At 53.0% G+C, this 24,508-nt stretch carries 26 protein-coding genes; 12 read left to right on the top strand and 14 right to left on the bottom strand.

Annotated elements, in window-relative coordinates; translation table 11 throughout:
- Positions 1–152: 152 nt before the first annotated feature.
- Together ldcA and J4613_RS03845 are read left to right on the top strand one after the other, a co-directional pair.
- Positions 153–1,067 (top strand): muramoyltetrapeptide carboxypeptidase, encoded by a 915-nt coding sequence (gene ldcA, locus J4613_RS03840; RefSeq protein ID WP_000051603.1) that lies wholly within the window; start codon positions 153–155, stop codon positions 1,065–1,067.
- Between the two features lie 96 nt (positions 1,068–1,163).
- A complete protein-coding gene (locus tag J4613_RS03845; protein WP_000338376.1) occupies positions 1,164–2,897 on the top strand; it encodes a potassium/proton antiporter in 1,734 nt (577 codons plus the stop codon).
- Between the two features lie 61 nt (positions 2,898–2,958).
- On the opposite strand, the gene dadX is transcribed toward J4613_RS03845, so the two are convergent.
- Positions 2,959–4,029 (bottom strand): catabolic alanine racemase DadX, encoded by a 1,071-nt coding sequence (dadX, locus tag J4613_RS03850; RefSeq protein ID WP_111742330.1) that lies wholly within the window; start codon positions 4,027–4,029, stop codon positions 2,959–2,961.
- Positions 4,030–4,042: 13 nt separating this feature from the next.
- Positions 4,043–5,341: a D-amino acid dehydrogenase gene (locus J4613_RS03855; RefSeq protein WP_111742329.1), complete on the bottom strand. Its 1,299-nt coding sequence runs from the start codon at positions 5,339–5,341 to the stop codon at positions 4,043–4,045.
- Positions 5,342–5,663: 322 nt separating this feature from the next.
- Here J4613_RS03855 and J4613_RS03860 point away from each other — a divergent pair, with 322 nt between their 5' ends.
- Positions 5,664–7,196 (top strand): SpoVR family protein, encoded by a 1,533-nt coding sequence (locus J4613_RS03860; RefSeq protein ID WP_000190831.1) that lies wholly within the window; start codon positions 5,664–5,666, stop codon positions 7,194–7,196.
- A gap of 46 nt (positions 7,197–7,242) precedes the next feature.
- Here J4613_RS03860 and fadR read toward each other — a convergent pair whose 3' ends face one another.
- Entirely contained in the window at positions 7,243–7,962 is a 720-nt protein-coding gene (gene fadR, locus J4613_RS03865; protein WP_000234826.1) for a fatty acid metabolism transcriptional regulator FadR, read from the bottom strand.
- Positions 7,963–8,181: 219 nt separating this feature from the next.
- On the opposite strand from fadR, the gene nhaB reads away from it, so the two are divergent.
- From nhaB to J4613_RS03880, 3 genes are all read left to right on the top strand, one after another.
- Positions 8,182–9,726 (top strand): Na(+)/H(+) antiporter NhaB, encoded by a 1,545-nt coding sequence (gene nhaB, locus J4613_RS03870; RefSeq protein WP_000406444.1) that lies wholly within the window; start codon positions 8,182–8,184, stop codon positions 9,724–9,726.
- A gap of 141 nt (positions 9,727–9,867) precedes the next feature.
- A complete protein-coding gene (gene dsbB, locus J4613_RS03875) occupies positions 9,868–10,398 on the top strand; it encodes a disulfide bond formation protein DsbB (RefSeq protein ID WP_000943475.1) in 531 nt (176 codons plus the stop codon).
- A 108-nt stretch (positions 10,399–10,506) separates the two neighbouring features.
- Positions 10,507–10,848: a DUF1971 domain-containing protein gene (locus tag J4613_RS03880; protein ID WP_000018968.1), complete on the top strand. Its 342-nt coding sequence runs from the start codon at positions 10,507–10,509 to the stop codon at positions 10,846–10,848.
- Positions 10,849–10,919: 71 nt separating this feature from the next.
- Here J4613_RS03880 and J4613_RS03885 read toward each other — a convergent pair whose 3' ends face one another.
- The 5 genes from J4613_RS03885 to J4613_RS03905 form a co-directional block, all read right to left on the bottom strand.
- The gene (locus J4613_RS03885) at positions 10,920–11,093 is read right to left on the bottom strand and encodes an addiction module toxin, GnsA/GnsB family (RefSeq protein ID WP_001083583.1); all 174 of its coding nucleotides are present in this window, start codon (positions 11,091–11,093) and stop codon (positions 10,920–10,922) included.
- 191 nt (positions 11,094–11,284) lie between these two features.
- A complete protein-coding gene (locus J4613_RS03890; protein WP_001519337.1) occupies positions 11,285–11,422 on the bottom strand; it encodes a hypothetical protein in 138 nt (45 codons plus the stop codon).
- Positions 11,423–11,773: 351 nt separating this feature from the next.
- On the bottom strand, positions 11,774–12,220 hold the full coding sequence (locus J4613_RS03895; protein ID WP_001285703.1) for a YcgN family cysteine cluster protein: 447 nt from the start codon (positions 12,218–12,220) through the stop codon (positions 11,774–11,776).
- Positions 12,221–12,312: 92 nt separating this feature from the next.
- Positions 12,313–12,972 (bottom strand): fumarylacetoacetate hydrolase family protein, encoded by a 660-nt coding sequence (locus J4613_RS03900; RefSeq protein ID WP_001537367.1) that lies wholly within the window; start codon positions 12,970–12,972, stop codon positions 12,313–12,315.
- 49 nt (positions 12,973–13,021) lie between these two features.
- A complete protein-coding gene (locus J4613_RS03905; protein WP_001537109.1) occupies positions 13,022–13,315 on the bottom strand; it encodes a YcgL domain-containing protein in 294 nt (97 codons plus the stop codon).
- Positions 13,316–13,440: 125 nt separating this feature from the next.
- Here J4613_RS03905 and minC point away from each other — a divergent pair, with 125 nt between their 5' ends.
- From minC to minE, 3 genes are read left to right on the top strand one after another with little or no spacing between them, the layout of a single operon-like run.
- The gene (gene minC, locus J4613_RS03910) at positions 13,441–14,148 is read left to right on the top strand and encodes a septum site-determining protein MinC (RefSeq protein ID WP_000072527.1); all 708 of its coding nucleotides are present in this window, start codon (positions 13,441–13,443) and stop codon (positions 14,146–14,148) included.
- Positions 14,149–14,171: 23 nt separating this feature from the next.
- Positions 14,172–14,984: a septum site-determining protein MinD gene (gene minD / locus J4613_RS03915; RefSeq protein ID WP_000101047.1), complete on the top strand. Its 813-nt coding sequence runs from the start codon at positions 14,172–14,174 to the stop codon at positions 14,982–14,984.
- A gap of 3 nt (positions 14,985–14,987) precedes the next feature.
- Positions 14,988–15,254, top strand: a complete 267-nt coding sequence (gene minE / locus J4613_RS03920; RefSeq protein WP_001185666.1) for a cell division topological specificity factor MinE — start codon at positions 14,988–14,990, stop codon at positions 15,252–15,254.
- Positions 15,255–15,375: 121 nt separating this feature from the next.
- On the opposite strand, the gene rnd is transcribed toward minE, so the two are convergent.
- The 5 genes from rnd to J4613_RS03945 all read right to left on the bottom strand — a co-directional run bounded on the left by rnd (position 15,376) and on the right by J4613_RS03945 (position 21,782).
- A complete protein-coding gene (gene rnd / locus J4613_RS03925) occupies positions 15,376–16,503 on the bottom strand; it encodes a ribonuclease D (RefSeq protein WP_001109128.1) in 1,128 nt (375 codons plus the stop codon).
- 72 nt (positions 16,504–16,575) lie between these two features.
- The gene (fadD, locus tag J4613_RS03930; RefSeq protein WP_000758418.1) at positions 16,576–18,261 is read right to left on the bottom strand and encodes a long-chain-fatty-acid--CoA ligase FadD; all 1,686 of its coding nucleotides are present in this window, start codon (positions 18,259–18,261) and stop codon (positions 16,576–16,578) included.
- Positions 18,262–18,465: 204 nt separating this feature from the next.
- Positions 18,466–19,047: a Slp family lipoprotein gene (locus J4613_RS03935; protein WP_000290594.1), complete on the bottom strand. Its 582-nt coding sequence runs from the start codon at positions 19,045–19,047 to the stop codon at positions 18,466–18,468.
- Between the two features lie 71 nt (positions 19,048–19,118).
- Positions 19,119–19,814, bottom strand: a complete 696-nt coding sequence (gene tsaB, locus J4613_RS03940; protein ID WP_079962628.1) for a tRNA (adenosine(37)-N6)-threonylcarbamoyltransferase complex dimerization subunit type 1 TsaB — start codon at positions 19,812–19,814, stop codon at positions 19,119–19,121.
- A 57-nt stretch (positions 19,815–19,871) separates the two neighbouring features.
- The gene (locus J4613_RS03945) at positions 19,872–21,782 is read right to left on the bottom strand and encodes an ATP-dependent DNA helicase (RefSeq protein WP_000128807.1); all 1,911 of its coding nucleotides are present in this window, start codon (positions 21,780–21,782) and stop codon (positions 19,872–19,874) included.
- 131 nt (positions 21,783–21,913) lie between these two features.
- Here J4613_RS03945 and J4613_RS03950 point away from each other — a divergent pair, with 131 nt between their 5' ends.
- The gene (locus J4613_RS03950) at positions 21,914–22,258 is read left to right on the top strand and encodes a RidA family protein (RefSeq protein WP_000029550.1); all 345 of its coding nucleotides are present in this window, start codon (positions 21,914–21,916) and stop codon (positions 22,256–22,258) included.
- 5 nt (positions 22,259–22,263) lie between these two features.
- Here the strand turns inward: J4613_RS03950 and J4613_RS03955 are convergent, their stop codons facing one another.
- Positions 22,264–22,443 carry a YoaH family protein gene (locus J4613_RS03955; RefSeq protein WP_000457328.1) on the bottom strand — a complete coding sequence of 60 codons (180 nt, stop codon included), beginning with the start codon at positions 22,441–22,443 and terminating at the stop codon, positions 22,264–22,266.
- Between the two features lie 80 nt (positions 22,444–22,523).
- Between J4613_RS03955 and pabB the strand changes: the two genes are divergently transcribed.
- Positions 22,524–23,888, top strand: coding sequence for an aminodeoxychorismate synthase component 1 (gene pabB / locus J4613_RS03960; RefSeq protein WP_111742328.1), 1,365 nt, complete (start codon positions 22,524–22,526; stop codon positions 23,886–23,888).
- A 3-nt stretch (positions 23,889–23,891) separates the two neighbouring features.
- Positions 23,892–24,470 (top strand): CoA pyrophosphatase, encoded by a 579-nt coding sequence (locus J4613_RS03965; RefSeq protein WP_000381544.1) that lies wholly within the window; start codon positions 23,892–23,894, stop codon positions 24,468–24,470.
- Positions 24,471–24,508: the final 38 nt, after the last annotated feature.

The following is a 24,508-nucleotide window of genomic DNA, read 5'->3' on the forward strand; positions in this document are numbered from 1 at the left end:
CGTAACTTATCTGTCGAAGAGGTCATACCGCCCCGGCCAGGCACTTAGGTTGCCTCCCTGGCGTGCATCCAGAAACGTCGCACAACGAGGGACATCGCCTAATATATGCGGCATGATATACATTTGCATTCTATTGTCAGCAAGGAATTACCATGTCTCTGTTTCATTTAATCGCCCCCTCGGGCTACTGTATTAACCAACAGGCCGCGTTACGCGGCGTTCAGCGCCTGACTGACGCTGGTCATCAGGTGGAGAATGACGAGGTGATTCGTCGCCGCTTTCAGCGTTTTGCCGGTACGGACGCGGAACGGCTGGCCGATGTTAATTCGCTGGCCTCGCTAACGTCGCCGGATACAATCGTCATGCCGGTTCGCGGCGGCTATGGCGCCAGCCGCTTGTTGGATCGTATCGACTGGCAGGCGCTCGCCTCCCGGCAACAGCGCGATCCCTTACTGATTTGCGGTCATAGCGATTTTACGGCAATTCAGGCTGGACTCCTGGCGCAGGCCAATGTCATCACCTTTAGCGGTCCTATGCTGGCGGCAAATTTTGGCGCCGAAACGCTGAATACGTTCACCGAGCAACATTTCTGGCTGGCGCTACGCAAGGCGCAATTTACCGTAGAGTGGCAAGGTGACGGCCCTCAGTGCGATGTACAAGGCACCTTATGGGGCGGAAATCTGGCGATGTTGATTTCCCTTATCGGTACGCCCTGGATGCCGACTATCGATAAAGGAATTTTAGTGCTGGAAGATGTCAATGAGCATCCTTTCCGGGTGGAGCGTATGCTTTTGCAACTGGAGTACGCCGGAATTTTAAACCGCCAGAGCGCCATCGTTCTCGGCAGCTTTAGCGGCGCGGCGCCCAACGAGTATGACGCCGGCTATTCTCTGGAGAGCGTCTACGCGTTTTTACGTTCCCGTCTGTCCGTTCCGCTGATTACCGGTCTCGACTTCGGGCATGAACAGCGTACGGTGACGCTCCCTATCGGGGCAAACGCGACGCTTAAAAATACGCGCCAGGGGACTCAACTCACTTTATCTGGTCATCCTACGCTGCAATTGTAAAAAAAGTCCCCGACAGGCTAAGTAAAACGCTGCCCTGGCCGTTATTATGTTAATGTTAAATAATACGAAGTCGTGTGAGTCAGGAGATATAAAACGTTGGATGCTGCAACAATTATTAGTCTATTTATTTTAGGTTCCATCCTTGTAACCAGCAGTATCCTGTTAAGTTCATTCTCATCGCGACTGGGTATCCCGATTCTGGTCATTTTCCTCGCCATTGGGATGTTAGCGGGTGTGGATGGCATTGGCGGTATTCCTTTCGATAATTATCCTTTCGCTTATATGGTCAGTAACCTGGCGCTGGCGATTATTTTACTCGATGGCGGCATGCGCACCCAGGCCAGCTCTTTCCGGGTAGCGCTGGGCCCCGCGCTGTCGCTGGCGACGCTCGGCGTACTGATCACGTCGGGGTTAACAGGTATGATGGCCGCCTGGCTGTTTCATCTGGATCTTATCGAAGGTCTGCTTATCGGCGCGATAGTCGGTTCCACTGACGCCGCAGCGGTCTTTTCTCTGCTTGGCGGCAAAGGGCTAAACGAACGTGTAGGCTCCACGCTGGAGATCGAATCGGGAAGTAACGACCCGATGGCCGTTTTTTTGACCATTACATTAATTGAGATGATCCAGAAACATGAAACCGGCCTGGACTGGATGTTTGCCGTCCATATTATCCAGCAGTTCGGTCTCGGTATTGTTTTTGGCCTCGGCGGCGGTTACCTGCTACAGCAGATGATCAACCGTATTTCTCTGCCCAGCGGCCTGTATCCGATGCTGGCGCTCAGCGGCGGTATTCTGATTTTTGCTTTGACGACCGCGCTTGAAGGCAGCGGCATTCTCGCGGTCTATCTGTGCGGATTCCTGTTAGGAAACCGTCCGATTCGCAACCGTTATGGCATCCTGCAAAACTTTGACGGACTGGCCTGGCTGGCGCAGATCGCGATGTTCCTGGTCCTGGGGCTGTTGGTGACGCCTTCCGATCTGTGGCCGATTGCCGTCCCTGCGCTTATTCTCTCCATCTGGATGATTTTCTTCGCCCGCCCACTGTCGGTGTTTACCGGCCTGCTGCCATTTCGCGGCTTCAATCTTCGGGAGCGCATTTTCATCAGTTGGGTCGGACTGCGCGGCGCAGTGCCGATTATTCTCGCCGTTTTCCCGATGATGGCCGGGCTTGAAAACGCTCGCCTGTTCTTTAATGTCGCTTTCTTTGTGGTACTGGTGTCGCTGCTCCTGCAGGGAACATCGCTGTCATGGGCGGCGAAAAGAGCTAAAGTGGTCGTGCCTCCGGTTGGCTGGCCAGTATCGCGCGTGGGGCTTGACATCCATCCTGATAATCCGTGGGAGCAATTCATCTATCAGTTGAGCGCCGACAAATGGTGCGTCGGCGCGGCGTTGCGCGACCTGCATATGCCGAACGAAACCCGCATTGCCGCGCTATTTCGCAATAATGAACTGTTTCACCCCACGGGTAGCACTCGCCTGCAGGAAGGCGACGTACTCTGCGTGATTGGCCGGGAGCGCGATCTGCCAGCGCTGGGCAAATTGTTTAGCCAGTCGCCGCCGGTTTCGTTAGATCAGCGTTTCTTTGGCGATTTTATCCTCGAAGCGAACGCGAAATTCGCCGACGTGGCGCTTATCTACGGGCTGGAAGAAGGAACGGAATACCGGGATAAACAACAAACTCTGGGTGAAATCATACAGCAGCTGCTGGGCGCTGCGCCGGTCGTTGGCGATCAGGTGGAGTTTGGCGGCATGATTTGGACGGTAGCTGAAAAAGAAGATAACGTGGTACGCAAGATTGGGGTACGCGTCGCCGAAGACGAAGCAGAATAAGGTCGCCGGACAACGTCGACCCGCCCCCGGTGGACCGGTCGACGCCTTAGCCTGAGTTAGGTTACGTTGTCACAAACGGCACGCGCGGCGCTACGGCGCACAGTAGCTCATAGCCCAGCGTGCCTGCCGCAGAGGCGACATCATCGACCTTAATTTCTTTGCCCCATAATTCAACCGGCGTGCCGATTCCCGCCTGCGGACACGGCGTCAAATCCACCGCCAGCATATCCATTGAAACGGTGCCTACTGTTCTGGTACGGATACCGTCCACCAGCACGGGCGTCCCGGTCGGCGCATGGCGTGGATAGCCATCGGCATAACCCGCCGCGACGATGCCAATGCGTTGTTCCTGAGTCACAGAATACCTTCCGCCATAGCCTACCCTTTCACCCGCGCTCAGCGTCTGCACGCCAATAATTTCGCTACTCAGCGTCATCACGGGTTTTAGTCCGGTATCGGCAATATCCCGCCACTGTCCTGACGGCGACGCGCCGTACAAAATAATGCCCGGCCTGACCCAGTCATAATGCGCCTGGGGATGCCACAGCGTCGCTGCCGAATTTGATAACGAGTATGAACATTGAAAGCCTTCCGTCGCCAGCGCAATACGCCTCATCGCCTCCCCGATACCTTCCGGATGATCGGCCTGAGCAAAATGTGACATCAGGGTCATTTCACCGACATTGCGCATTGCCCGCAATTGCTGCCAGACGGTCTGCGCCCGCTCAGGCTGAAAACCGAGTCGGTTCATGCCGCTGTTGACTTTGACATAGATATCCAGCGGCGCGTTAAGCCGCGCATTTTGCAGCGCTTTCAACTGCCAGTTACTGTGGATGCAGGTGGTCAGCCGATAAGTGTCATACGCCTCCAGGTCTTGCGCATGGAAAAACCCCTCCAGCATCAATATCGGCCCTTTCCACCCGCGCTCACGCAGGGTAATCGCCTCTTCAAGGTTGAGCATAGCGAAACCATCTGTGGCGCCCAGCGCGCTCCAGACGCGTTCAATACCGTGGCCGTAGGCGTTGGCTTTCACTACCGACCAGACGCGCGCCTCTGGGGCCGCCCGGCGCACAATAGCCAAATTTTGTTTCATTACCTGTAAATCAAGGCTGGCCTGTATAGGGCGGGTCATTTCACTTCCTTTATCAGTTATGCGCGCTATGCAAACGTTGCGGGGGGGTGGGCGTAAAATCGGAACGGTATCGCGCCACGCTCAGATCGTCGTAGGGTATCGCTGGCGTGCGACCCGACAAGATATCGCTTAACAACTGGCCTGAACCGCAGGCCATCGTCCAGCCTAAGGTGCCGTGTCCAGTATTAAGCCACAGATTTTTATAACGGGTGCGTCCTACTACCGGCGTGCCGTCCGGCGTCATGGGGCGCAGGCCGGTCCAGAATGTGGCCTGCTCAATATGACCGCCGCGCGGAAAGAGATCGCGCACAACCATCTCCAGCGTCTCGCGGCGCGGTTGCAGTAATTCGGTATTAAAGCCCACGATTTCCGCCATTCCCCCCACGCGAATACGCTTATCAAAACGCGTAATAGCGATTTTGTAGGTTTCATCAAGAATCGTCGATACCGGCGCGCCGTCTGGCTCGACGATTGGGATGGTTAATGAATAGCCTTTCAGCGGATACACCGGGATATCAACAATGCCTTTAAGCATCGCCGTCGAATACGATCCAAACGCCATAACATACGCATCTGCTTTAATGATCTCATCGGCGCATTTCACGCCGTAAATCTGATCATTTTCGTACAGTAATTTTTCCACGGGAGTATTAAAGCGAAAGGTTACGCCCGCCTGCTCCGCCATGCGCGCCAGACGCTGGGTAAAGAGCTGACAGTCCCCGGTTTCATCATTCGGTAAGCGCAGTCCGCCGGTTAATTTATGCGCAACCTCAGCCAGAGCGGGTTCAACTTCCGCCAGTCGGCTGGATTCCAGGAGCTGATACGGCACCCCGGCATCTTCCAGCACGGCGATATCACGGGTGGCGTTCTCATACTGTTGCGCGGTGCGGAAGAGTTGTAGCGTTCCCCCCTGGCGGCCTTCATATTCGATACCGGTCGCGGCGCGTAGCGTTTTCAGACAGTCGCGACTATATTCCGCCAGGCGCACCATGCGGCCTTTATTTTCCATATAATGCCGGGTATCGCAGTTACGCAGCATTTGCCACATCCACTTCAGTTGAAATGGGGTGCCATCCAGACGCACCGCCAGCGGCGCATGGCGCTGGAACATCCATTTTATCGCCTTCAGCGGTACGCCAGGGGCCGCCCAGGGCGCCGCATATCCCGGTGAAATTTGTCCGGCATTCGCCGCGCTGGTTTCTTGCGCCGGGCCGGATTCGCGATCGATGACGGTGACATCATGCCCCGCCTGACTCAAGTACCAGGCGCTGGTCACGCCAACTACGCCACTCCCCAGGATGACAACTCGCATAGCCACTCCGTTAATAGTAAAAGAACAATCTTCTGATTACATCTTGATAACCCAGATGAAAATATTATTCAACATATGACTTTTTTATGGTGACGTGCTTCACATATACCCTAAAGACAAGCGATCCCACTGGTTTGGGATCTCCTGCTACGCGGCATGGCTATACAGCATAAAATGATGCCAATACCCGATTTTTTGCCGTTCAATGTGGAGGAAATCGCAAAGAAAAGTTTTCACGATCAAGTCGTTTTTTAACATGGTGTTCTATGCTTGAAAGGAGGCGCTCCATACAGAGAGCGTCGCCAACAATGAGGGTGCGCGAATGGCAACGATTGATTCCATGAACAAGGACACCACACGTTTGAGCGATGGACCCGACTGGACATTTGATCTGCTGGATGTCTATCTGGCAGAGATAGACCGCGTGGCGAAACTCTACCAACTGGATACTTACCCGCACCAAATTGAAGTCATCACTTCCGAACAGATGATGGACGCCTACTCCAGCGTCGGGATGCCGATCAACTATCCGCATTGGTCGTTTGGCAAAAAGTTCATTGAGACGGAACGTCTGTATAAGCATGGTCAACAAGGACTGGCTTATGAAATTGTGATTAACTCTAATCCCTGCATTGCCTACCTGATGGAAGAAAACACCATCACCATGCAGGCGCTGGTCATGGCGCACGCCTGTTACGGCCACAACTCCTTTTTTAAAAATAATTATCTCTTCCGGAGCTGGACGGATGCCAGCTCTATCGTCGACTACCTGATTTTCGCCCGAAATTACATTACCCGCTGTGAAGAACGCTACGGAGTGGATGAAGTAGAAAAACTGCTCGACTCCTGCCACGCGCTGATGAATTACGGCGTCGATCGCTATAAGCGCCCGCAGAAAATCTCGTTGCAGGAAGAGAAAGCGCGACAAAAAAGCCGGGAAGAGTATCTACAAAGCCAGGTGAATATGCTGTGGCGCACGCTGCCAAAACGCGAGGAAGAAAAAACTGTCGCCGAAGCACGCCGCTTTCCCGCTGAACCGCAGGAAAACCTGCTCTATTTTATGGAGAAAAACGCCCCGTTGCTCGAGCCGTGGCAGCGCGAAATTCTGCGCATCGTGCGTAAAGTCAGCCAGTATTTTTATCCGCAGAAACAGACGCAGGTCATGAACGAGGGCTGGGCGACCTTCTGGCACTACACCATCCTGAACCATCTGTATGATGAAGGCAAAGTGACGGAACGCTTTATGCTGGAGTTTTTACACAGCCATACCAATGTCGTATTTCAGCCGCCCTATAATAGCCCCTGGTATAGCGGAATTAACCCCTATGCGCTCGGCTTTGCCATGTTCCAGGATATCAAACGTATTTGTCAGTCGCCCACGGATGAAGATAAATACTGGTTTCCGGATATTGCCGGTTCCGACTGGCTGGAAACGCTGCACTTCGCCATGCGCGATTTTAAAGATGAAAGCTTTATCAGTCAGTTCCTGTCACCAAAAGTGATGCGTGATTTCCGTTTCTTCACGGTACTTGATGATGACAGGCATAATTATCTGGAGATCTCCGCCATTCATAACGAAGAAGGTTATCGGGAGATTCGATCAAAACTGTCGTCACAGTATAACCTGAGCAACCTGGAGCCGAATATTCAGGTCTGGAATGTGGATTTACGCGGCGACAGATCGCTGACGTTGCGTTATATCCCGCATAACCGCGCGCCGCTGGATAAAGGCCGCAAAGAGGTGCTGAAACATGTGCATCGGTTATGGGGCTTTGATGTGATGCTGGAGCAACAAAATGAGGATGGCAGCGTAGAACTGCTGGAGCGTTGTCCGCCGCGCATGAACATGCTGTAATCGAGATGCTGCCCGGTAGTGTTTGCGCTTACCGGGCATCGCGGGATTATCGTCCCTGAATCGCTAAATCGCCGGGCAGATTTTTCTGCATCCGATGCCAAATCTCACCGCTGTCATGCCCGTAACGTCGCACCGTTTCATACACCTGGTCGTGCGCGCCCTGCTCGCATAACGACGATAATTTATGATAGAAACCCAGTGCCAGACTGCGCGCTTCCGGATTGGCGAAATAGTGGCGACCAATGCGGGTGTATAACCCTTTCATGCCGTTCAGGATCAAGCCGTAAATAGGATTGCCGGAGGCGAATGCCAGACCACGAAAGATGTTATAGTCCAGATCGGCGAATGCATCGGCATGGTCGGCCACTTCGTGGGCAGTGGCCAGCACTTCCTGCGCCTTATCCGGGTGTTGACGCAATGCGGTACGAATAAAGATAGTAGAAATATTGGTACGCACCGACAACAAATTGTCGATCAGTTGCGGAACGCTTTCATGGTCAAGGCGGGCCAGCGTTTCAAGGATATTCAGCCCTGACGTTTCCCAAAAATTATTAACCTTTGTCGGTTTGCCATGCTGAATGGTCAGCCAGCCATCTCTCGCCAGCCGCTGTAACACCTCGCGTAATGTCGTGCGCGTCACGCCGATCAGTTCGGAGAGTTCTCGTTCTGCCGGTAAGATCGTGCCAGGAGGAAAGCGGTTATTCCAGATACTTTCAATAATATACTCTTCCGCGAAACCCGCCGGGCTCTGCGCCTTAATGACCATAGTGAGATTTCCATTACACAGCAAAACATAGTTGCACTCATCATACCAGACGGGCGTAACACCTGATAGCGGACGCAATGAAGAAAAAGGGGATCAAGGCACCATTTCTGATATCGCCTGCCAATATCGTTAAGGACTTGCTTGCATTCGTCGCGCTCGCTACTCTCTGTGTTTAAACATAAAAACGCTATTTCATTTTTCTAGGTAAGGAAAAATTTCATGGAGATCTCATGGGGTCGCGCCATGTGGCGCAACTTTTTAGGCCAGTCGCCCGACTGGTACAAACTGGCACTACTTGTCTTTTTAATTGTTAACCCATTCATTTTCTTAGCTAATCCCTTTGTTGCCGGTTGGCTGCTGGTGGCAGAATTTATCTTCACCCTGGCGATGGCGTTAAAGTGTTACCCCCTGCTGCCCGGCGGGTTACTGGCCATTGAAGCCGTTATCATCGGCATGACCAGCGCCGCCCATGTACGTGAAGAGGTTGCCGCCAACCTGGAAGTCTTGCTGCTGCTGATGTTTATGGTGGCAGGCATCTACTTTATGAAGCAGTTATTGCTGTTTATTTTTACCCGTCTGTTACTCAGTATCCGCTCGAAGATGGTTCTGTCGCTGGCCTTTTGCGTCGCCGCCGCGTTCTTGTCGGCTTTCCTTGACGCGCTTACCGTCGTTGCGGTGGTGATCAGCGTCGCCGTCGGTTTTTACGGGATTTACCATCGTGTGGCCTCATCGCGCGGCGAAGAGAACGATATGCTGGACGACAGCCATATCGATCCGCATTACAAAACGGTGCTGGAGCAATTCCGCGGATTCTTACGTAGCCTGATGATGCATGCGGGCGTGGGGACGGCGCTGGGCGGCGTCATGACCATGGTCGGGGAGCCGCAAAACCTGATCATCGCTAAAGCGGCTGGCTGGCATTTCGGCGACTTCTTTTTGCGGATGTCGCCTGTCACCGTCCCGGTACTGGTATGTGGACTGTTAACCTGTATGCTGGTCGAGAAAATGCGCTGGTTTGGCTATGGCGAAACGTTGCCCGAAAAAGTCCGCGACGTTTTACAGCAATTCGACGATCAAAGCCGTAAGAAGCGCACCCGCCAGGATAAAATTAAACTAATAGTCCAGGCGATTATTGGCGTCTGGCTGGTTACCGCCCTCGCCCTCCATCTCGCGGAGGTGGGACTGATTGGTCTGTCGGTCATTATTCTGGCCACCGCGTTAACGGGTGTCACCGATGAACACGCCATCGGCAAAGCGTTTACCGAGTCGCTGCCGTTTACTGCGCTGTTAACCGTTTTCTTCTCTATTGTGGCGGTTATTATCGATCAACATCTTTTCGCGCCGATTATTCAGTTCGTCTTGCAAGCCTCTGAACACGCGCAGCTAACGCTGTTCTATCTCTTTAACGGCCTGTTGTCTTCCATCTCAGATAACGTCTTTGTCGGCACCATTTATATCAACGAAGCGAAGGCGGCAATGGAAAACGGCGCAATCAGCTTAAAACAGTTTGAGCTGCTAGCTGTGGCCATCAATACCGGTACTAACCTGCCATCAGTAGCGACGCCAAATGGTCAGGCGGCATTCTTATTCCTGCTGACCTCCGCGCTGGCGCCGTTAATCCGTCTCTCCTATGGCCGTATGGTCTGGATGGCGTTACCGTACACTATCGTACTGACCCTGATAGGGCTACTGTGCGTCGAATTCACTCTTGCGCCGGCCACCGAATGGATGACTCAGGCAGGATGGTTAGCAACGCTTTCGTAACGTTTGGCCGGGCAATACACCGCCCGGCTCCGATTTTTGCCTGATAATTATCCAATTACACATTATTTCATTTCCCGCTAGTGGCGCACGAATTGAATTGGTTTACACTGCGGTCTCTACGCATGTTGCAGGGAAATTATTATGTTGCGATTTTTAAACCAGTGCTCACGGGGTCGGGGCGCATGGTTACTGATGGCGTTTACCGCCCTGGCGCTGGAAATGGTGGCGCTGTGGTTCCAGCACGTCATGTTACTTAAACCTTGCGTGCTATGTATTTACGAACGTTGCGCCCTGTTTGGCGTGATGGGCGCGGGTCTGGTCGGCGCAATAGCGCCGAAAACGCCGCTGCGATACGTGGCAATGGTTATCTGGATTTACAGCGCCTGGCGGGGTCTACAACTGGCGTATGAACATACGATGATTCAGTTGCATCCCTCGCCGTTCATGACCTGTGACTTTATGGCGCGCTTTCCAGACTGGTTGCCGTTGGGTAAATGGCTGCCGCAGGTGTTTGTGGCATCCGGTGATTGCGCCGAACGCCAGTGGTCGTTTTTAACGCTGGAGATGCCGCAATGGCTGTTGGGGATCTTTGCCGCTTACCTTGTGGTGGCGATAGCCGTCGTCATAGCCCAGGCATTTAAGCCTAAAAAACGCGACCTGTTCGGTCGTTGATACACACGCTCCTTCGGGAGCGTTTTTTTTGCCCGAAGCGTTGTTTGCCAGTGATTAAAAGGTGTATATTAAATACATCTTTTAATCACCACATCAGGGAGATGTCTTATGTCCCACTTACGCATCCCGGCAAACTGGAAAGTTAAACGCTCTACCCCCTTTTTCACCAAAGAGAATGTTCCGGCGGCACTGCTCTCTCATCACAACACAGCGGCAGGCGTTTTCGGACAACTCTGCGTGATGGAAGGCACCGTGACCTACTATGGCTTTGCGAATGAAACCGCGACAGAACCCGAAGTGAAAGTGGTGATTAATGCCGGGCAATTCGCCACCAGTCCGCCGCAATACTGGCATCGGGTAGAGCTGAGCGAGGATGCGCGGTTCAACATTCATTTTTGGGTAGAGGAAGACCATCAGGGCGAGGAAATGTATCAACAGAAAAAAGCCTGACATCGGTAAACCAGTCACCACTGGGCGGCGTCCCGCCCAGTAGCCAGGTGATTAATGGCGCTAATTAAACGCTAGAGTAGTTTAATTTTAACGTGGTAGCCCTCAAGCCCTTTCATCGTTTCTCGCGGCACGAACTCTATTTCGGAAACCTCTTGCCCGGTTTTCTTCCGTAGTTCGGCGACCTTTTTGCTAATGAGTGCCGCGATTTCCTCTTCTGCTTTATGTGTCAACTCTTCGCTGTTCATTGATTTCCTCCTTTGAACTCGCAAACGGCTAAGCGCAATAAGACAGTGTCGTCATGGACGCGCTACTATTTTAACGTACAAAAAATTATAGGCTATCTTTCTGAGGATTATCAGGATGTTTCGCTTTAGAAGATGTAAAAAACCGCCTGGCACAGACGGTGCATCAGGCGGTTGGTTAATAGCACAAGACGCTATCTACGAGGATCTTCAACCTCATTCTGGGTATCCGGGTCGAGAGGATCGTCTCCCTCTGGCGTATCCGGAATATTTTCACCAGGAAGCGGCTCATCCTCTGGTAATGGATCGACTAAATCAGGACGTTCAGACATAAAGCCTCCAACGAACCATAGTTATTAAAGATACCCTACAGCACTACTTTTGGTTTTTCTTTGGATTTTTTCCTTCGTCTTCGGGTGTCTTATCAGGCTTCCTGGGCTGATCCTTTGAAACGCGCAACGGTTGGTTATTCATGGGGTAACTCCTCAGGATAGGCAGCGATATACTGCTTTGAAAGTATAGAGTCGCCACCATACGTGCGCGAGCGCAGCGACAAGGCGCGTCAGGGAGGAGTAGAAGGCAGTGATAACGCCAGGTGACGGAATTTGCACGCAATTCCTGATTTCAGGGGGCGCCCGGCGTAAATTAAAGAATTGTAAACAATCAGCCGTTTTGCCGAAGACTTATTCTGCCCACGACGGTTTATTTAAAATATGATCCTGCCAGTCCCGTACTTCAGATTCTTTAACCGCGATATGACGGACAGAAATTCGCTCGCCATGCATAGCAGCTTTCGATCCAGTCAGCAGCGGATGCCACGTCGGCAAGGGCTTACCTTCCGCCAACAAACGGTAGGCGCAGGTCATCGGCAACCATTCAAAGTCTGGCAAGTTTTCGCGAGTGAGTTTGATACAGTCGGGTTCAAATTCAAAACGGCGCTCATAATGACGGCACTGGCACGTTTTAATATTTAATTGCCTGCACGCCACGTTGGTGAAGTAGATTTCATCTGTATCTTCATCCATCAGCTTATGCAGGCAGCATTGACCGCAGCCATCGCACAGCGACTCCCACTCGGCATCGGTCATTTCATCCAGGGTTTTACGTTGCCAGAAAGGTGTATCGCTCATTAAAGTATCCGCCATTGCACTAAAGCTGCACCTTATAACCAGTCTGGCCTGCAGATGCAAGTTTTACCGCCGCTGAAGGCGGCAAGCAGATTTTACAGAACGCGGGTAGACAATGTTTCGCCATTAAAACGAATGTCCAGCTCATCGCCGCTCAATAATGGCCCCACGCCTGCCGGCGTGCCGGTTAGCACCACGTCCCCGGCTTTGAGCGTAAAATAGCGGCTCATATAGGCGATAAGGGGCACAATAGGATGAATCATATCCGCGGTCGACCCTTGCTGGCGAACCTCGCCATTAACGTTAAGTCCGATAACCGTATTTTGCGGATCGCCGCAGAAGGCCGCGACAGGGATGAAGCCTGAAATCGGACATGCGTTATCAAAACCTTTGGCTTTTTCCCAGGGCTGTCCGGCCTTTTTCATTTTCCCTTGAATATCGCGCAGGGTTAAATCAAGCGCCACGCCATAACCGGCTATCGCTTTACATACATGATCTTCGGTCGCCTGGCGGAGCGTTGCGCCAATCAGCACGGCAAGCTCAACTTCATGATGAACAGCGCCCATATCCGCCGGAATCGCCAGCGGCTGGCGAATATCACACAATGCGGTTTCCGGCTTGATAAAAAGCACGGGTTCTTCCGGCGTCGCGCTGCCCATCTCCTTGATGTGATTTGCGTAATTACTGCCCACGCAGACCACTTTACTTACCGGGTAATCAAGCAAGGCACCTTGCCAGTTACGATGTTGATACATATTTTCCCCTAAGATCATGATGGAATTCAGGCGCGGCGCCGAATACCGTTTAACGGTCAGCGTGCGACGTATTTTGTCCCACCGAAGAAAGATGTTGTTTCAGCAAATCTTCCGGCGGCGGCGGCAATTGTAAATAATAGCCCTGCTCGCTTAACGCCTGTTTTACTTTTTCGAGCTCGGCATTGACTAATTTTTTACGTCCATCAAGCGGCAGCATCATCGCTAACTGCGGCTGACCGAATCCTTTCATCAACGCTTCAGGCACCCGTGAAAAATCGTCTTTTTTTTCGACATACAAATAGGTTTGATCGCGCTTGCTACTTCTATAGATCACACAAAACATACTTTTACTCTGAATTAACGGGATGGTGACTTGCCTCAATATAATACTGACTATAACATGCCTTCTGGACTTCGGAATATCACTCCGTATCGGAGATGATAAATAGCAAATTGAGTAAGGCCAGGATGTCAAACACGCCAATCGAGCTTAAAGGCAGTAGCTTCACCTTATCAGTGGTTCATTTGCATGAAGCGGAACCAGAGGTTATTCGTCAGGCGTTAGAAGACAAAATAGCGCAGGCTCCTGCGTTTTTAAAACACGCCCCTGTCGTTATTAACGTTAGCGGTCTTGAAAGCCCGGTAAACTGGCCGGAACTGCATAAGATCGTGACCTCAACCGGCTTACGCATTATCGGCGTGAGCGGCTGTAAAGACGCCAGCCTGAAAGTAGAAATCGATCGGATGGGTCTTCCTTTACTGACTGAAGGTAAAGAGAAAGCGGTTCGGCCTGCGCCCGTTGAGCCGGCAACGCCCAGCGAACCGCCGCAAAACGCTAATCCCATCACAAAAACGCGATTAATTGATGTTCCGGTTCGTTCCGGTCAGCGCATTTATGCTCCACAATGTGATCTGATTGTTACAAGTCACGTCAGCGCTGGCGCAGAGCTTATCGCTGACGGCAATATCCATGTCTATGGCATGATGAGAGGTCGCGCGCTGGCAGGGGCGAGCGGCGATCGGGAAGCGCAAATTTTTTGTACCCATCTGACGGCAGAACTGGTCTCTATCGCAGGTGTTTACTGGCTGAGTGATAAAATCCCGGCAGAATTTTATGGCAAAGCGGCGCGCCTGCGTTTAGCAGACAACGCTTTGACAGTTCAACCGTTGAATTGATCCCTTTTTAACAAGGAATTTTTATGGCACGCATTATTGTTGTTACTTCGGGTAAAGGGGGCGTTGGCAAGACCACCTCCAGCGCGGCCATCGCTACAGGTTTGGCCCAGAAGGGAAAGAAAACTGTCGTCATTGATTTTGATATCGGACTGCGTAACCTCGATCTGATTATGGGGTGCGAACGTCGTGTCGTTTACGATTTTGTAAACGTCATTCAGGGCGATGCGACACTGAATCAGGCGCTGATCAAAGATAAGCGTACTGAAAATCTCTTCATTCTTCCGGCGTCGCAGACCCGGGATAAAGACGCGCTAACGCGCGAAGGCGTCGCTAAGGTACTGGACTCACTGAAAGCGATGGACTTTGAGTTCATCGTTTGCGACTCGCCGGCGGGTATCGAAACCGGGGCGCTGATGGCGCTCTATTTTGCCGATGAAGCGATCATCACGACTAACCCTGAAGTCTCTTCTGTCCGTGACTCGGACCGTATTCTGGGTATTCTGGCATCGAAATCTCGTCGCGCAGAAAATGGCGAAGAACCGATTAAAGAACATCTCCTGTTGACGCGCTACAATCCAGGCCGCGTCAATAAAGGCGACATGCTCAGCATGGAAGATGTACTGGAGATTCTGCGTATTAAACTCGTCGGTGTGATCCCGGAAGATCAATCCGTACTGCGCGCATCGAACCAGGGCGAACCGGTGATTCTTGACGCCACTGCGGATGCGGGTAAAGCCTATGCAGATACCGTAGATCGTCTGTTGGGAGAAGAACGTCCTTTCCGCTTCATTGAAGAAGAGAAGAAAGGTTTCCTCAAACGCCTGTTCGGAGGATAAATTATGGCATTACTGGATTTTTTTCTCTCGCGGAAAAAGAGTACCGCTAATATTGCAAAAGAGCGGTTGCAAATCATTGTCGCGGAACGTCGCCGTAGCGATGCCGAACCGCATTATTTACCGCAGTTACGTAAAGATATTCTTGAGGTCATTTGTAAATACGTACAAATCGATCCGGAAATGGTTACCGTCCAGCTTGAGCAAAAAGATGGTGATATCTCCATCCTTGAACTTAACGTAACGCTGCCGGAAGCCGAAGAGTCAAAATAAGCTCTTTTATGGGAAAATTCCTGGATTAAAAAAGGCAGAAGAATCTGCCTTTTTTATTTTTTTACATTATTCCGAATACGGACATTTATTTCACTGGCCGTTTTCCCGGCAATTACCGTCGTTAACGCGGATACTCCTGCAACAGAAGAGTTAACTTCTCCGCCATCAGTTCGGCGCGCCAGCCGGAAATCAATTCCGGTTGCCCATTTTGCGGTTTTAATTTCCAGTGCCAGTTAAGCAACTGATTAATCTGCCGACGCGATGCCAGTAGCTCGCCGCTGACGTGATGCGACGCGCTCACCTCCGCCACCAGCGCTTTGATGGCCTTAAACGCTTTGCGATAGCCCGGCATGTCCATCAGATTCAACAGGGGTTCCGGCAATGCCTCTTCCGGTAGCGCCTGTGCTTTCGCCACCAGCGATATCAACGTCTTGCCGTGAAAACGAATCTCGCTGCCGGAAAGCCCCAGGCTATCCAGCTCACCGAGACTGCCCGGCATATAACGCGCGACCGCCCACAGGTTTTCTTCACGCACAACAAAGTTCACCGCCATATCGCGCTCACGCGCCTTACGTAGCCGCCAGTCAGCTAAAAGTTGCAGACAGGCTAACTGGCGAGTACGCAGTTGCCAGGCATTGGTGATATCCCGCCATGCCTCTTCCGGCGCCTGAATCTCCTGACGGCGCTGCTGCATCAACCGACACTCATCAAGCGCGGCAGGCAGCCATCCTGCGGCTTCAGTTTCAATCATCAGCTTTTTGGCGATCGGTAACAGATACCAGACATCCGCCGCCGCGTATTCACACTGACGTTCGCTTAAAGGCCGGGCTAACCAGTCGGTACGAGACTCGCTTTTGTCCAGCGCCACGCCCGTATACTCTTCTACCATCGACGCAAAACCCCACGACAGCGGACGCCCGCAAAACGCCGCCAGAATTTGCGTATCAATCAGGGGTTCCGGCAGTTCGCCAAACGCATTCAGAAATACTTCCAGATCTTCGCTACCCGCGTGCAGAAATTTGGTGATTCCCGTATCGCGCAACACCGCTTTTAACGGCGACCAGTCGCTGATGCCGAGCGGATCGATCAGGGCGACATTTGCCCCGTCAAATAACTGGATCAATCCTAACTGCGGGTAATAGGTGCGGGTACGGACAAATTCCGTATCTAAAGCAATAGCCGGACATGCGCGGACAGCCTCACACAGGCTCGCCAGCGCATCGTCCGTTTCAATCATTTGGTAATTCAAATCGTGTTCTCTTTGGTTCGCGCCAAAAAAAACGCCGGCTTAACCGGCGTCTCTCGTTAGCTGACTTAACGCTCAGGCTTTATTGTCTACTTTGCCACGGGCTTCGTCACGCAGTTCTCGTCGTAAAATTTTCCCAACGTTAGATTTTGGTAATTCCTCGCGAAACTCGACCTGTTTGGGCACCTTATATCCGGTCAGATGGCGACGGCAGAAGGTGATCAACGCATCGTCAGTCAATGCCGGATCTTTCTTAACCACAAAAAGCTTCACCGCTTCGCCGCTACTACCGGAAGGCACGCCAACCGCCGCGACTTCCTGCACGCCAGAATGCTGCATCACCACATCTTCAATTTCGTTTGGATAAACGTTGAAACCAGAAACCAGAATCATATCTTTCTTACGATCGACAATCCGCAGAAAGCCGTCTTCATCCATAACCGCAATATCGCCCGTATGCAGCCAGCCATCTTTAATGATTTCATCCGTCGCGTCAGGACGCTGCCAGTATCCCAGCATAACCTGCGGGCCTTTCACGCAAAGCTCTCCGGCCTCACCCGGCGCGACTTCGTTGTCATCGTCATCCACCAGTTTGGCTTCTGTTGACGGTACTGGCAGGCCGATACTGCCGCTGTGATAATCAATATCATGCGGGTTGACGCTCACCAGCGGGGCGCACTCGGTCAGCCCGTAGCCTTCCAGCAGGTATTGCCCGGTCAGCTTTACCCAACGTTCCGCAACGACGTTTTGCACCGGCATCCCGCCGCCGGCTGACAGATGCAGCGAAGAAAAATCCAGCTGTTGAAACTCTTTATTATTGAGCAGGGCGTTGAATAGCGTATTAACGCCAGTCATCGCCGTAAATGGATATTTCGCCAGCTCCTTGACCAGGCCGGGGATATCACGCGGATTGGTAATCAGCAGGTTTTGCCCACCCAGCTCGATAAAAAGCAGACAGTTCATGGTTAAGGCAAAAATGTGATACAGCGGCAGCGCGGTCACTACCAGCTCTTTCCCCGGGTGCAGCAGCGGCCCATAGGTCGCTTTCACCTGCTCCAGATTCGCCAGCATATTGCGGTGGGTCAACATCGCGCCTTTCGCCACGCCCGTCGTACCGCCGGTATATTGCAGGAAAGCCAGATCTTCAGCGACAACCTCGGGTTTGACATACTGCATACGGTAGCCATGCTGTAGCGCGCTGCGAAACGAGATCGCATCTGGCAAGTGGTATTTTGGCACCAGACGCTTGATGTATTTCACGACAAAGTTAACAACCGTACCTTTGGCGGTAGAAAGCTGGTCGCCCATCCGCGTCAGAATAACGTGCTGTACCGACGTTTTCTCGACTACTTTTTCCAGCGTATGGGCAAAGTTAGAAACAATAATGATTGCCGCCGCGCCGCTATCGTTAAGCTGATGCTCAAGTTCGCGCGGCGTGTACAGCGGGTTAACGTTCACCACAATCATGCCAGCGCGTAAAATACCAAATAGCGCGACAGGATACTGCAACAGGTTTGGCATCATCAGCGCCACACGGTCGCCTTTTTTGAGTCCCAGCCCTTGTTGTAAATAAGCCGCAAATGCCCGACTACGTTCTTCTAATTTACGGAAGGTCATTACCTCCCCCATATTGACGAACGCAGGCTGATCGGCATAGCGCGTCGCCGCATGTTCAAACAGTTCAACCAGGGATTGATAACGGTCAGGGTTGATCTCCGCCGGAACATCAGCAGGATAACGGTTAAGCCAAACCTTCTTCAATGCATCACCTCTAAAATGAGTGTTCGTCGTCATCACAACCCCAGTTAATAAACAAGTCGTTAACATTATATTAACTCAGCGTACCAGTTTATTAATTACGCAACTGAAAGGTTGCGAAGCGCGTCACTATTTATTTTTATTATGTCTCTATGAATGCAGAAACAGCGGACCAGCCGCTGTTTCTTTTATTGATAAAACAAAGAGTTACTCTGTTACTATCGTCTGAACCTCTGCGGGTCCAGGGTTATACCACCCCCAACCGCCATAGCCATAAGGCCAGGCGCGTCCGCCGTAAAACCACGGATCGATCGGCTGTGGAGGCATGACGACCTGCTGAACAAGATGCCAGCGTTTATAGCCGGTAGCCTGCATCAGCATAAATTTATACGGCGTATTGCCGATTTTACCGTCAACCGTGCCGGTTATCGGGCCGACAACGGTAACTAACTGGCCACGGAAGTCCACCGGGTCCAGAAAACCGTTCACATCGGCAAAAATTCTGCCGCGCGAGGCTTCGCCCAGAACAGGACGCGCGCCGCTGTCGAGCGGTACGGTCGCGATTTCAAGCCGGGTTTTTCCCTGCTGATTTTGCACCGCCACAACTTTGCCGCCAAAACGCGCCTCTTGCCCGATATAGAGCTGCGGCGCATTCATCACCCGCACCAAATCCTGCTGCGGCGTCGGACTCGAACCTTTAATGGCATCCGGGATAGTCACGCAACCGCTCAGCATAAGCGCAAAAGCGCACGCCAGCGCCCCTTTTATTAACCGTTTTTGAACCGCCATGATGCGACTCCTTTTTCTCGACCTCTATTCCACCCTACAGCATAAAGTATGGGGGGTAATAGTAGTGAGAGTCATTCCTTGCCGGGAAGTTTCTTCCACGCCACTTCGTTACGCAAATAAACCGGCTCGGCATGTTCCACGGCAACGGTCTCTCCTGCCGCCAGCTTTTGACTGGCGATGGGCAACATATCTTCCGCTGCCGGGAGCGACACCTCCCCATCATGAAGCGTCAGGCCGCACTCCTTCGCCAGATCGGGCCATGCGGACCAACCCGTTCCTACGGTCGCCCACTCGCCGGAAAGCTGTTTCAACCGCTCGCCGACTCGTTCCGGTTTCAGCACCGCTTCCGTCTCTTCGCTCTGCCAGACGCCCTGCGCATCACGCTGGTATTCCGCCCAGTACACTTCGCCCATCCGCGCATCAATCGCGGCGAGTACGCGGGTCGCGCCGGTTTTACGCCACGCGCCCTGCGCCATCGTGGCAAGCGTCGAAACACCGATCATCGGCAGATTTGCCCCTAACGCCAGCCCTTGCGCAATACCAATGCCGATACGCACGCCGGTAAAGCTGCCCGGGCCGCGCCCAAACGCCAGCGCATCTATCTCATTGAGCGAGACGCCGCTGGCGGCCAGAATCTCCTGCACCATGGGCAGGATACGTTGAGTGTGTTCTCGTGGACAAAGCTCAAAGTGAGCATTGATAGTACCGTTGTTCCACAGGGCGACAGAACAGGCCTCTGTGGCGGTATCGATAGCCAGAATTCGCATGAGGTTTCGTGCTTAGATCAATAAAATAGCGCGCATCTTACCATACTCCGTAACAAATTACTCGGCGGATGGAATCGCAAGAAAGCGAACGGCACGGGCGATATCACGCGTGCGCGGCGCAGGAGGCAGGCTGGCGAGAAACGTGGCGCCATAGGGCCGCATCACCAGCCGGTTATCACAAATCACTAACACCCCGCGATCGTCCGCATCGCGAATCAGCCGCCCCACCCCCTGCTTCAGTGTAATCACCGCGTCGGGCAGTTGAACCTCATCAAACGGATCGCCGCCGCGCAAACGACAGTCTTCCATTCGCGCTTTTAACAGCGGGTCGTCCGGGGAGGTAAACGGCAATTTGTCGATAATAACCAACGATAACGTATCGCCGCGCACGTCCACCCCTTCCCAGAAGCTGCTGGTGGCGACGAGCAGCGCGTTGCCGGCGCTAACAAATTGCTGTAACAGTTGGCCTTTACTGGTTTCCCCTTGCAACAATACCGGCAGCGTCATGGTGGCGCGAAACTGCTCCGCCAGATCGCGCATCATGGCGTGTGAGGTGCACAGCATAAAACATCGCCCGTTATTGGCTTCGATAATCGGCCTGAGCATAGCCGCCAACTGTCGCGCCGCGCCGGGCTGGTTGGTTTGCGGTAGGTTACGCGGTACGCAGAGTAACGCCTGGCGCGTATAGTCGAATGGGCTGGGCAGCAGCATGGATTCTGCCTGTTCAATTCCCAGACGGGCGGTAAAGTGGTGAAGATCATCATTTACCGATAACGTGGCCGAGGTAAAAATCCAGCTACCGGGTTTCTGTTCCATCACCTCTTTGAATTTGTCCGCCACGGTGAGCGGCGTCAGCGCCAGGGTGAAATGGCGCGAGGTGCACTCATACCAGTAGCTGTATCCCGGCTGATTGATCTCTTTTAAGCGTTTCAGCCGTGAACGGTATAGCGTGGCGCGTTCAAAAGCCGCATCCAGCAGCGCCGAACGGCCCAGCGACAGCTTCGCCACGTCGTAACAAAGCTCCAGCGTATCATCCAGCAGTAAAAATGCCCGTTGGATACGCGAGTCGGCTAACAGTTCACGCAAATTTCCCCGGTAGCCGGGCTCCCCCAGTTGCAGACGAAAATCCTGGGCGCTCTGGGCAAGGCGATCGGCGCATTTTTGCAACTGTTGAGTGTCTTTCAGTTCCGTCCGGTAGGCGATGGTGATGTCTTTTGCTAAATCCAGCAACTGACGGCTGGAGAGCGATTGTCCGAAATACTGGCTGGCGATGTCAGGCAGTTGGTGGGCTTCATCGAAGATCATTACTTCAGCCTGAGGGATAAGTTCGCCAAACCCGCTCTCTTTAACCACCATATCCGCAAGAAAAAGGTGGTGGTTTACAATCACCACATCCGCGTCCATCGCCTTTTTACGCGCTTTCACCACAAAGCACTCTTTGTAGAGCGGGCAATCGCTGCCAAGGCAGTTGTCGTTGGTACTGGTGACCAGCGGCCAGGCCTGGGAATCTTCCGCCACGCTGACGCAGGTGCTGATATCGCCATCCCGCGTCTGATTTGACCAGGAGCGCAGCAATATCACGTCGCTTAACGTTTGTACCGGTAAATCGCCGCCCGCCAGCGCTTGTTGTTCCAGACGCTCCAGGCAGAGGTAGTTTGAACGTCCTTTCAACAGGGCCGTCTTACCGGTAAACGCCAACGCTTTTGCTACCGTCGGCAGATCGCGGCTGTAGAGTTGATCCTGCAACGCTTTCGACCCGGTCGAAATAATGACTTTTTTCCCGGCGCGCAACGCCGGAGCGAGGTAAGCATAGGTCTTCCCGGTTCCGGTGCCGGCTTCAACAACCAGAGGCTGCGCATTTTCAATCGCTTGTGTTACGGCAACCGCCATTTGTCGCTGTGGTTCGCGCGGTTTAAAGCCGGTTATCGCTTTGGCCAGTTGGCCATCTGCTGCAAAATCGTCCGTCACACTGCCCCCTGTTAATTTGCACAGGGGATTATGTCAGGGTAGAAAGGCTTACGCCAGTTACAGAGGTGACGGCGGCGCCACATTGTGGCAGTCTTGAGCCATTCAAATGGAAAGCAAATGAGGAATAAGTGATGTCTATCGTGCGTATTGATGCCGAAGATCGTTGGTCAGACGTGGTGATCTACAATAATACGCTGTGGTATACCGGCGTGCCGGAAAACCTGGACGCCGATGCTTTTGAGCAAACGGCGAATACTCTGGCGCAAATTGATGCGGTGCTGGAAAAACAGGGCTCCAGTAAGTCACGTATTCTGGATGCCACTATTTTCCTGAGCGATAAAGCGGATTTTGCCGCCATGAATAAGGCGTGGGATGCGTGGGTCGTCGCAGGCCATGCGCCGGTACGCTGTACCGTACAGGCCGGGTTAATGAATCCGAAATATAAAGTTGAGATTAAGATTGTCGCGGCGGTATAAGCCGGTTATTCGTCTTCATCCTCAAAACGCGCCACTATCCGTTCGCCGGTATGGTTGGCGCGAAGTTCGCCCGCCACCTGGGCAATCGCTTCTCCGCTACTCATACCTTGCGACATCAATTCCTGGATACGTTCTACGGCTTTTTGCTGTTGTTCATGACTGAGTGAAGGTAAACCTGCAAACATGATTAACTCCTGCTAAATTGTTAGCGCTAATTATTTCACGCTACCCGGCGGTAAGCCAGTAGTGTTGTAACGAGTCAGGAATGATGAAGACGTTATCTCCCACTGTTATCACCTTACCCTGGCGTCCGGACGCCGCTGAACACTATTTTGCGCCCGTAAACCATTTGCCCTGGGCGATGCTGCTGCATTCAGGTGATGCTATTCATCCCTATAACCGCTTTGATATTCTGGTCGCCGATCCTGTCACCACACTGACCACGCGCGCGCAGGAAACCACGGTATGTACTGCGCGCACGACTACCGTCACTCTCGACGATCCGTTACACGTTTTGCAGACTCAACTGGAGGCGCTGCCTTTTCATCCTCAGCCTGACCCTGACTTACCCTTTCAGGGCGGCGCGCTGGGTCTGTTTGGTTATGATTTAGGGCGGCGTTTCGAAATTCTGCCCGATACTGCCGCGCGCGATATCGCTTTACCCGATATGGCGATTGGCCTTTACGACTGGGCGCTGATTGTCGATCACCATAAACAGGTAGTGTCGCTGATAAGCTATCACGATGCAGACGCCCGATATCGCTGGCTCACCAGCCAGCGCGCGCCGACCCGCACGCCCTTCAGGCTTACCTCAGCCTGGCAATCCAATATGACGCGTTGCGAGTATGGCGAGAAGTTTCGTCAGGTGCAGGCCTGGCTGCACAGCGGGGACTGCTATCAGGTCAATCTTTCCCAGCGTTTTCAGGCGAGCTACGAGGGTGATGAATGGCAGGCTTTCGAACGCCTTAACCGCGCCAATCGCGCCCCGTTCAGCGCCTTTCTTCGTTTACATGACGGCGCCATATTGAGCCTTTCTCCCGAGCGTTTTATCCAACTGGAGAATGGTCATATCCAGACGCGCCCGATCAAAGGTACGCTTCCACGGCTTAACGATCCGCAGGCGGATCGTCAGCAGGCGCAGAAACTGGCCAACTCAATGAAAGATCGCGCTGAAAATTTGATGATCGTCGATTTGATGCGTAACGATATTGGCCGGGTCGCCGTACCGGGTTCGGTGAAAGTGCCGGAACTGTTCATCGTCGAACCATTTTCTGCCGTTCACCATCTGGTTAGCACCATTACCGCCCGTTTACCGGACTCGCTTCATGCCACCGATCTGCTGCGCGCGGCTTTCCCCGGCGGCTCCATTACCGGCGCGCCTAAAGTGCGGGCGATGGAAATTATCGACGAACTGGAGCCGCAGCGACGCAACGCCTGGTGCGGTAGCATCGGTTATCTGAGTTTCTGCGGCAAGATGGATACCAGTATTACTATCCGCACCGTCACGGCAACGCAGGGCCAACTCTATTGCTCAGCCGGCGGCGGTATCGTGGCCGATAGCAACGAAGAAGCGGAATATCAGGAAACTTTTGATAAAGTTAATCGTATCCTGCACCCACTGGAGAACTAATACGTGGATACCAGCCGTCTGACGCTCGATCATTTCTTATCGCGCTTTCAGCTTTTGCGCCCGCAGATGACTCATGAAACGTTAAATCAACGTCAGGCCGCCGTACTGATCCCTGTGGTTCGCCGCCCCCAGCCGGGGCTGCTGTTGACCCAGCGGGCTATTCATTTGCGCAAACACGCCGGACAGGTCGCCTTTCCCGGCGGGGCCGTGGACAGTACCGATGCTTCGCTTATCGCCGCAGCGCTTCGCGAAGCGCAGGAGGAAGTCGCCATCCCGCCGCAAGCCGTGGAAGTGATTGGCGTTTTACCGCCGGTAGACAGCGTGACCGGTTTTCAGGTCACCCCGGTGGTCGGCATTATTCCGCCAAATCTCCCCTGGCGCGCCAGTGAAGATGAAGTGTCTGCGGTGTTTGAAATGCCGCTGGCGCAAGCGTTGCAACTGGGGCGATATCATCCGCTTGATGTTTACCGTCGCGGCAATTCGCACCGCGTATGGCTCTCCTGGTATGAGCATTATTTCGTCTGGGGCATGACCGCAAACATTCTTCGTGAGCTGGCGCTGCAAATTGGCGTAAAGCCCTGACTGTACACAACGCCATTCACGTTGCCTCAAGGCGGTAA

It is taken from the genome of Salmonella sp. 32020114201800008SM, from assembly GCF_017572025.1.
GTDB classification, from domain to species: Bacteria; Pseudomonadota; Gammaproteobacteria; order Enterobacterales; family Enterobacteriaceae; genus Salmonella; species Salmonella enterica.

Bases quoted from the DNA above. Each gene is read 5' to 3' on its own strand.
- tsaB (WP_079962628.1), bottom strand. From the start codon at position 19,814: ATGCGAATTCTGGCTATCGATACCGCCACAGAGGCCTGTTCTGTCGCC.
- J4613_RS03895 (WP_001285703.1), bottom strand. From the start codon at position 12,220: ATGAGCGATACACCTTTCTGGCAACGTAAAACCCTGGATGAAATGACC.
- minE (WP_001185666.1), top strand. From the start codon at position 14,988: ATGGCATTACTGGATTTTTTTCTCTCGCGGAAAAAGAGTACCGCTAAT.
- dadX (WP_111742330.1), bottom strand. From the start codon at position 4,029: ATGACCCGCCCTATACAGGCCAGCCTTGATTTACAGGTAATGAAACAA.
- fadR (WP_000234826.1), bottom strand. From the start codon at position 7,962: ATGGTCATTAAGGCGCAGAGCCCGGCGGGTTTCGCGGAAGAGTATATT.
- J4613_RS03890 (WP_001519337.1), bottom strand. From the start codon at position 11,422: ATGTCTGAACGTCCTGATTTAGTCGATCCATTACCAGAGGATGAGCCG.
- nhaB (WP_000406444.1), top strand. From the start codon at position 8,182: ATGGAGATCTCATGGGGTCGCGCCATGTGGCGCAACTTTTTAGGCCAG.
- J4613_RS03900 (WP_001537367.1), bottom strand. From the start codon at position 12,972: ATGTATCAACATCGTAACTGGCAAGGTGCCTTGCTTGATTACCCGGTA.
- J4613_RS03950 (WP_000029550.1), top strand. From the start codon at position 21,914: ATGTCTATCGTGCGTATTGATGCCGAAGATCGTTGGTCAGACGTGGTG.
- J4613_RS03880 (WP_000018968.1), top strand. From the start codon at position 10,507: ATGTCCCACTTACGCATCCCGGCAAACTGGAAAGTTAAACGCTCTACC.
- pabB (WP_111742328.1), top strand. From the start codon at position 22,524: ATGATGAAGACGTTATCTCCCACTGTTATCACCTTACCCTGGCGTCCG.
- minD (WP_000101047.1), top strand. From the start codon at position 14,172: ATGGCACGCATTATTGTTGTTACTTCGGGTAAAGGGGGCGTTGGCAAG.
- ldcA (WP_000051603.1), top strand. From the start codon at position 153: ATGTCTCTGTTTCATTTAATCGCCCCCTCGGGCTACTGTATTAACCAA.
- minC (WP_000072527.1), top strand. From the start codon at position 13,441: ATGTCAAACACGCCAATCGAGCTTAAAGGCAGTAGCTTCACCTTATCA.
- J4613_RS03855 (WP_111742329.1), bottom strand. From the start codon at position 5,341: ATGCGAGTTGTCATCCTGGGGAGTGGCGTAGTTGGCGTGACCAGCGCC.
- J4613_RS03955 (WP_000457328.1), bottom strand. From the start codon at position 22,443: ATGTTTGCAGGTTTACCTTCACTCAGTCATGAACAACAGCAAAAAGCC.
- J4613_RS03935 (WP_000290594.1), bottom strand. From the start codon at position 19,047: ATGGCGGTTCAAAAACGGTTAATAAAAGGGGCGCTGGCGTGCGCTTTT.
- J4613_RS03905 (WP_001537109.1), bottom strand. From the start codon at position 13,315: ATGTTTTGTGTGATCTATAGAAGTAGCAAGCGCGATCAAACCTATTTG.
- J4613_RS03885 (WP_001083583.1), bottom strand. From the start codon at position 11,093: ATGAACAGCGAAGAGTTGACACATAAAGCAGAAGAGGAAATCGCGGCA.
- J4613_RS03860 (WP_000190831.1), top strand. From the start codon at position 5,664: ATGGCAACGATTGATTCCATGAACAAGGACACCACACGTTTGAGCGAT.
- dsbB (WP_000943475.1), top strand. From the start codon at position 9,868: ATGTTGCGATTTTTAAACCAGTGCTCACGGGGTCGGGGCGCATGGTTA.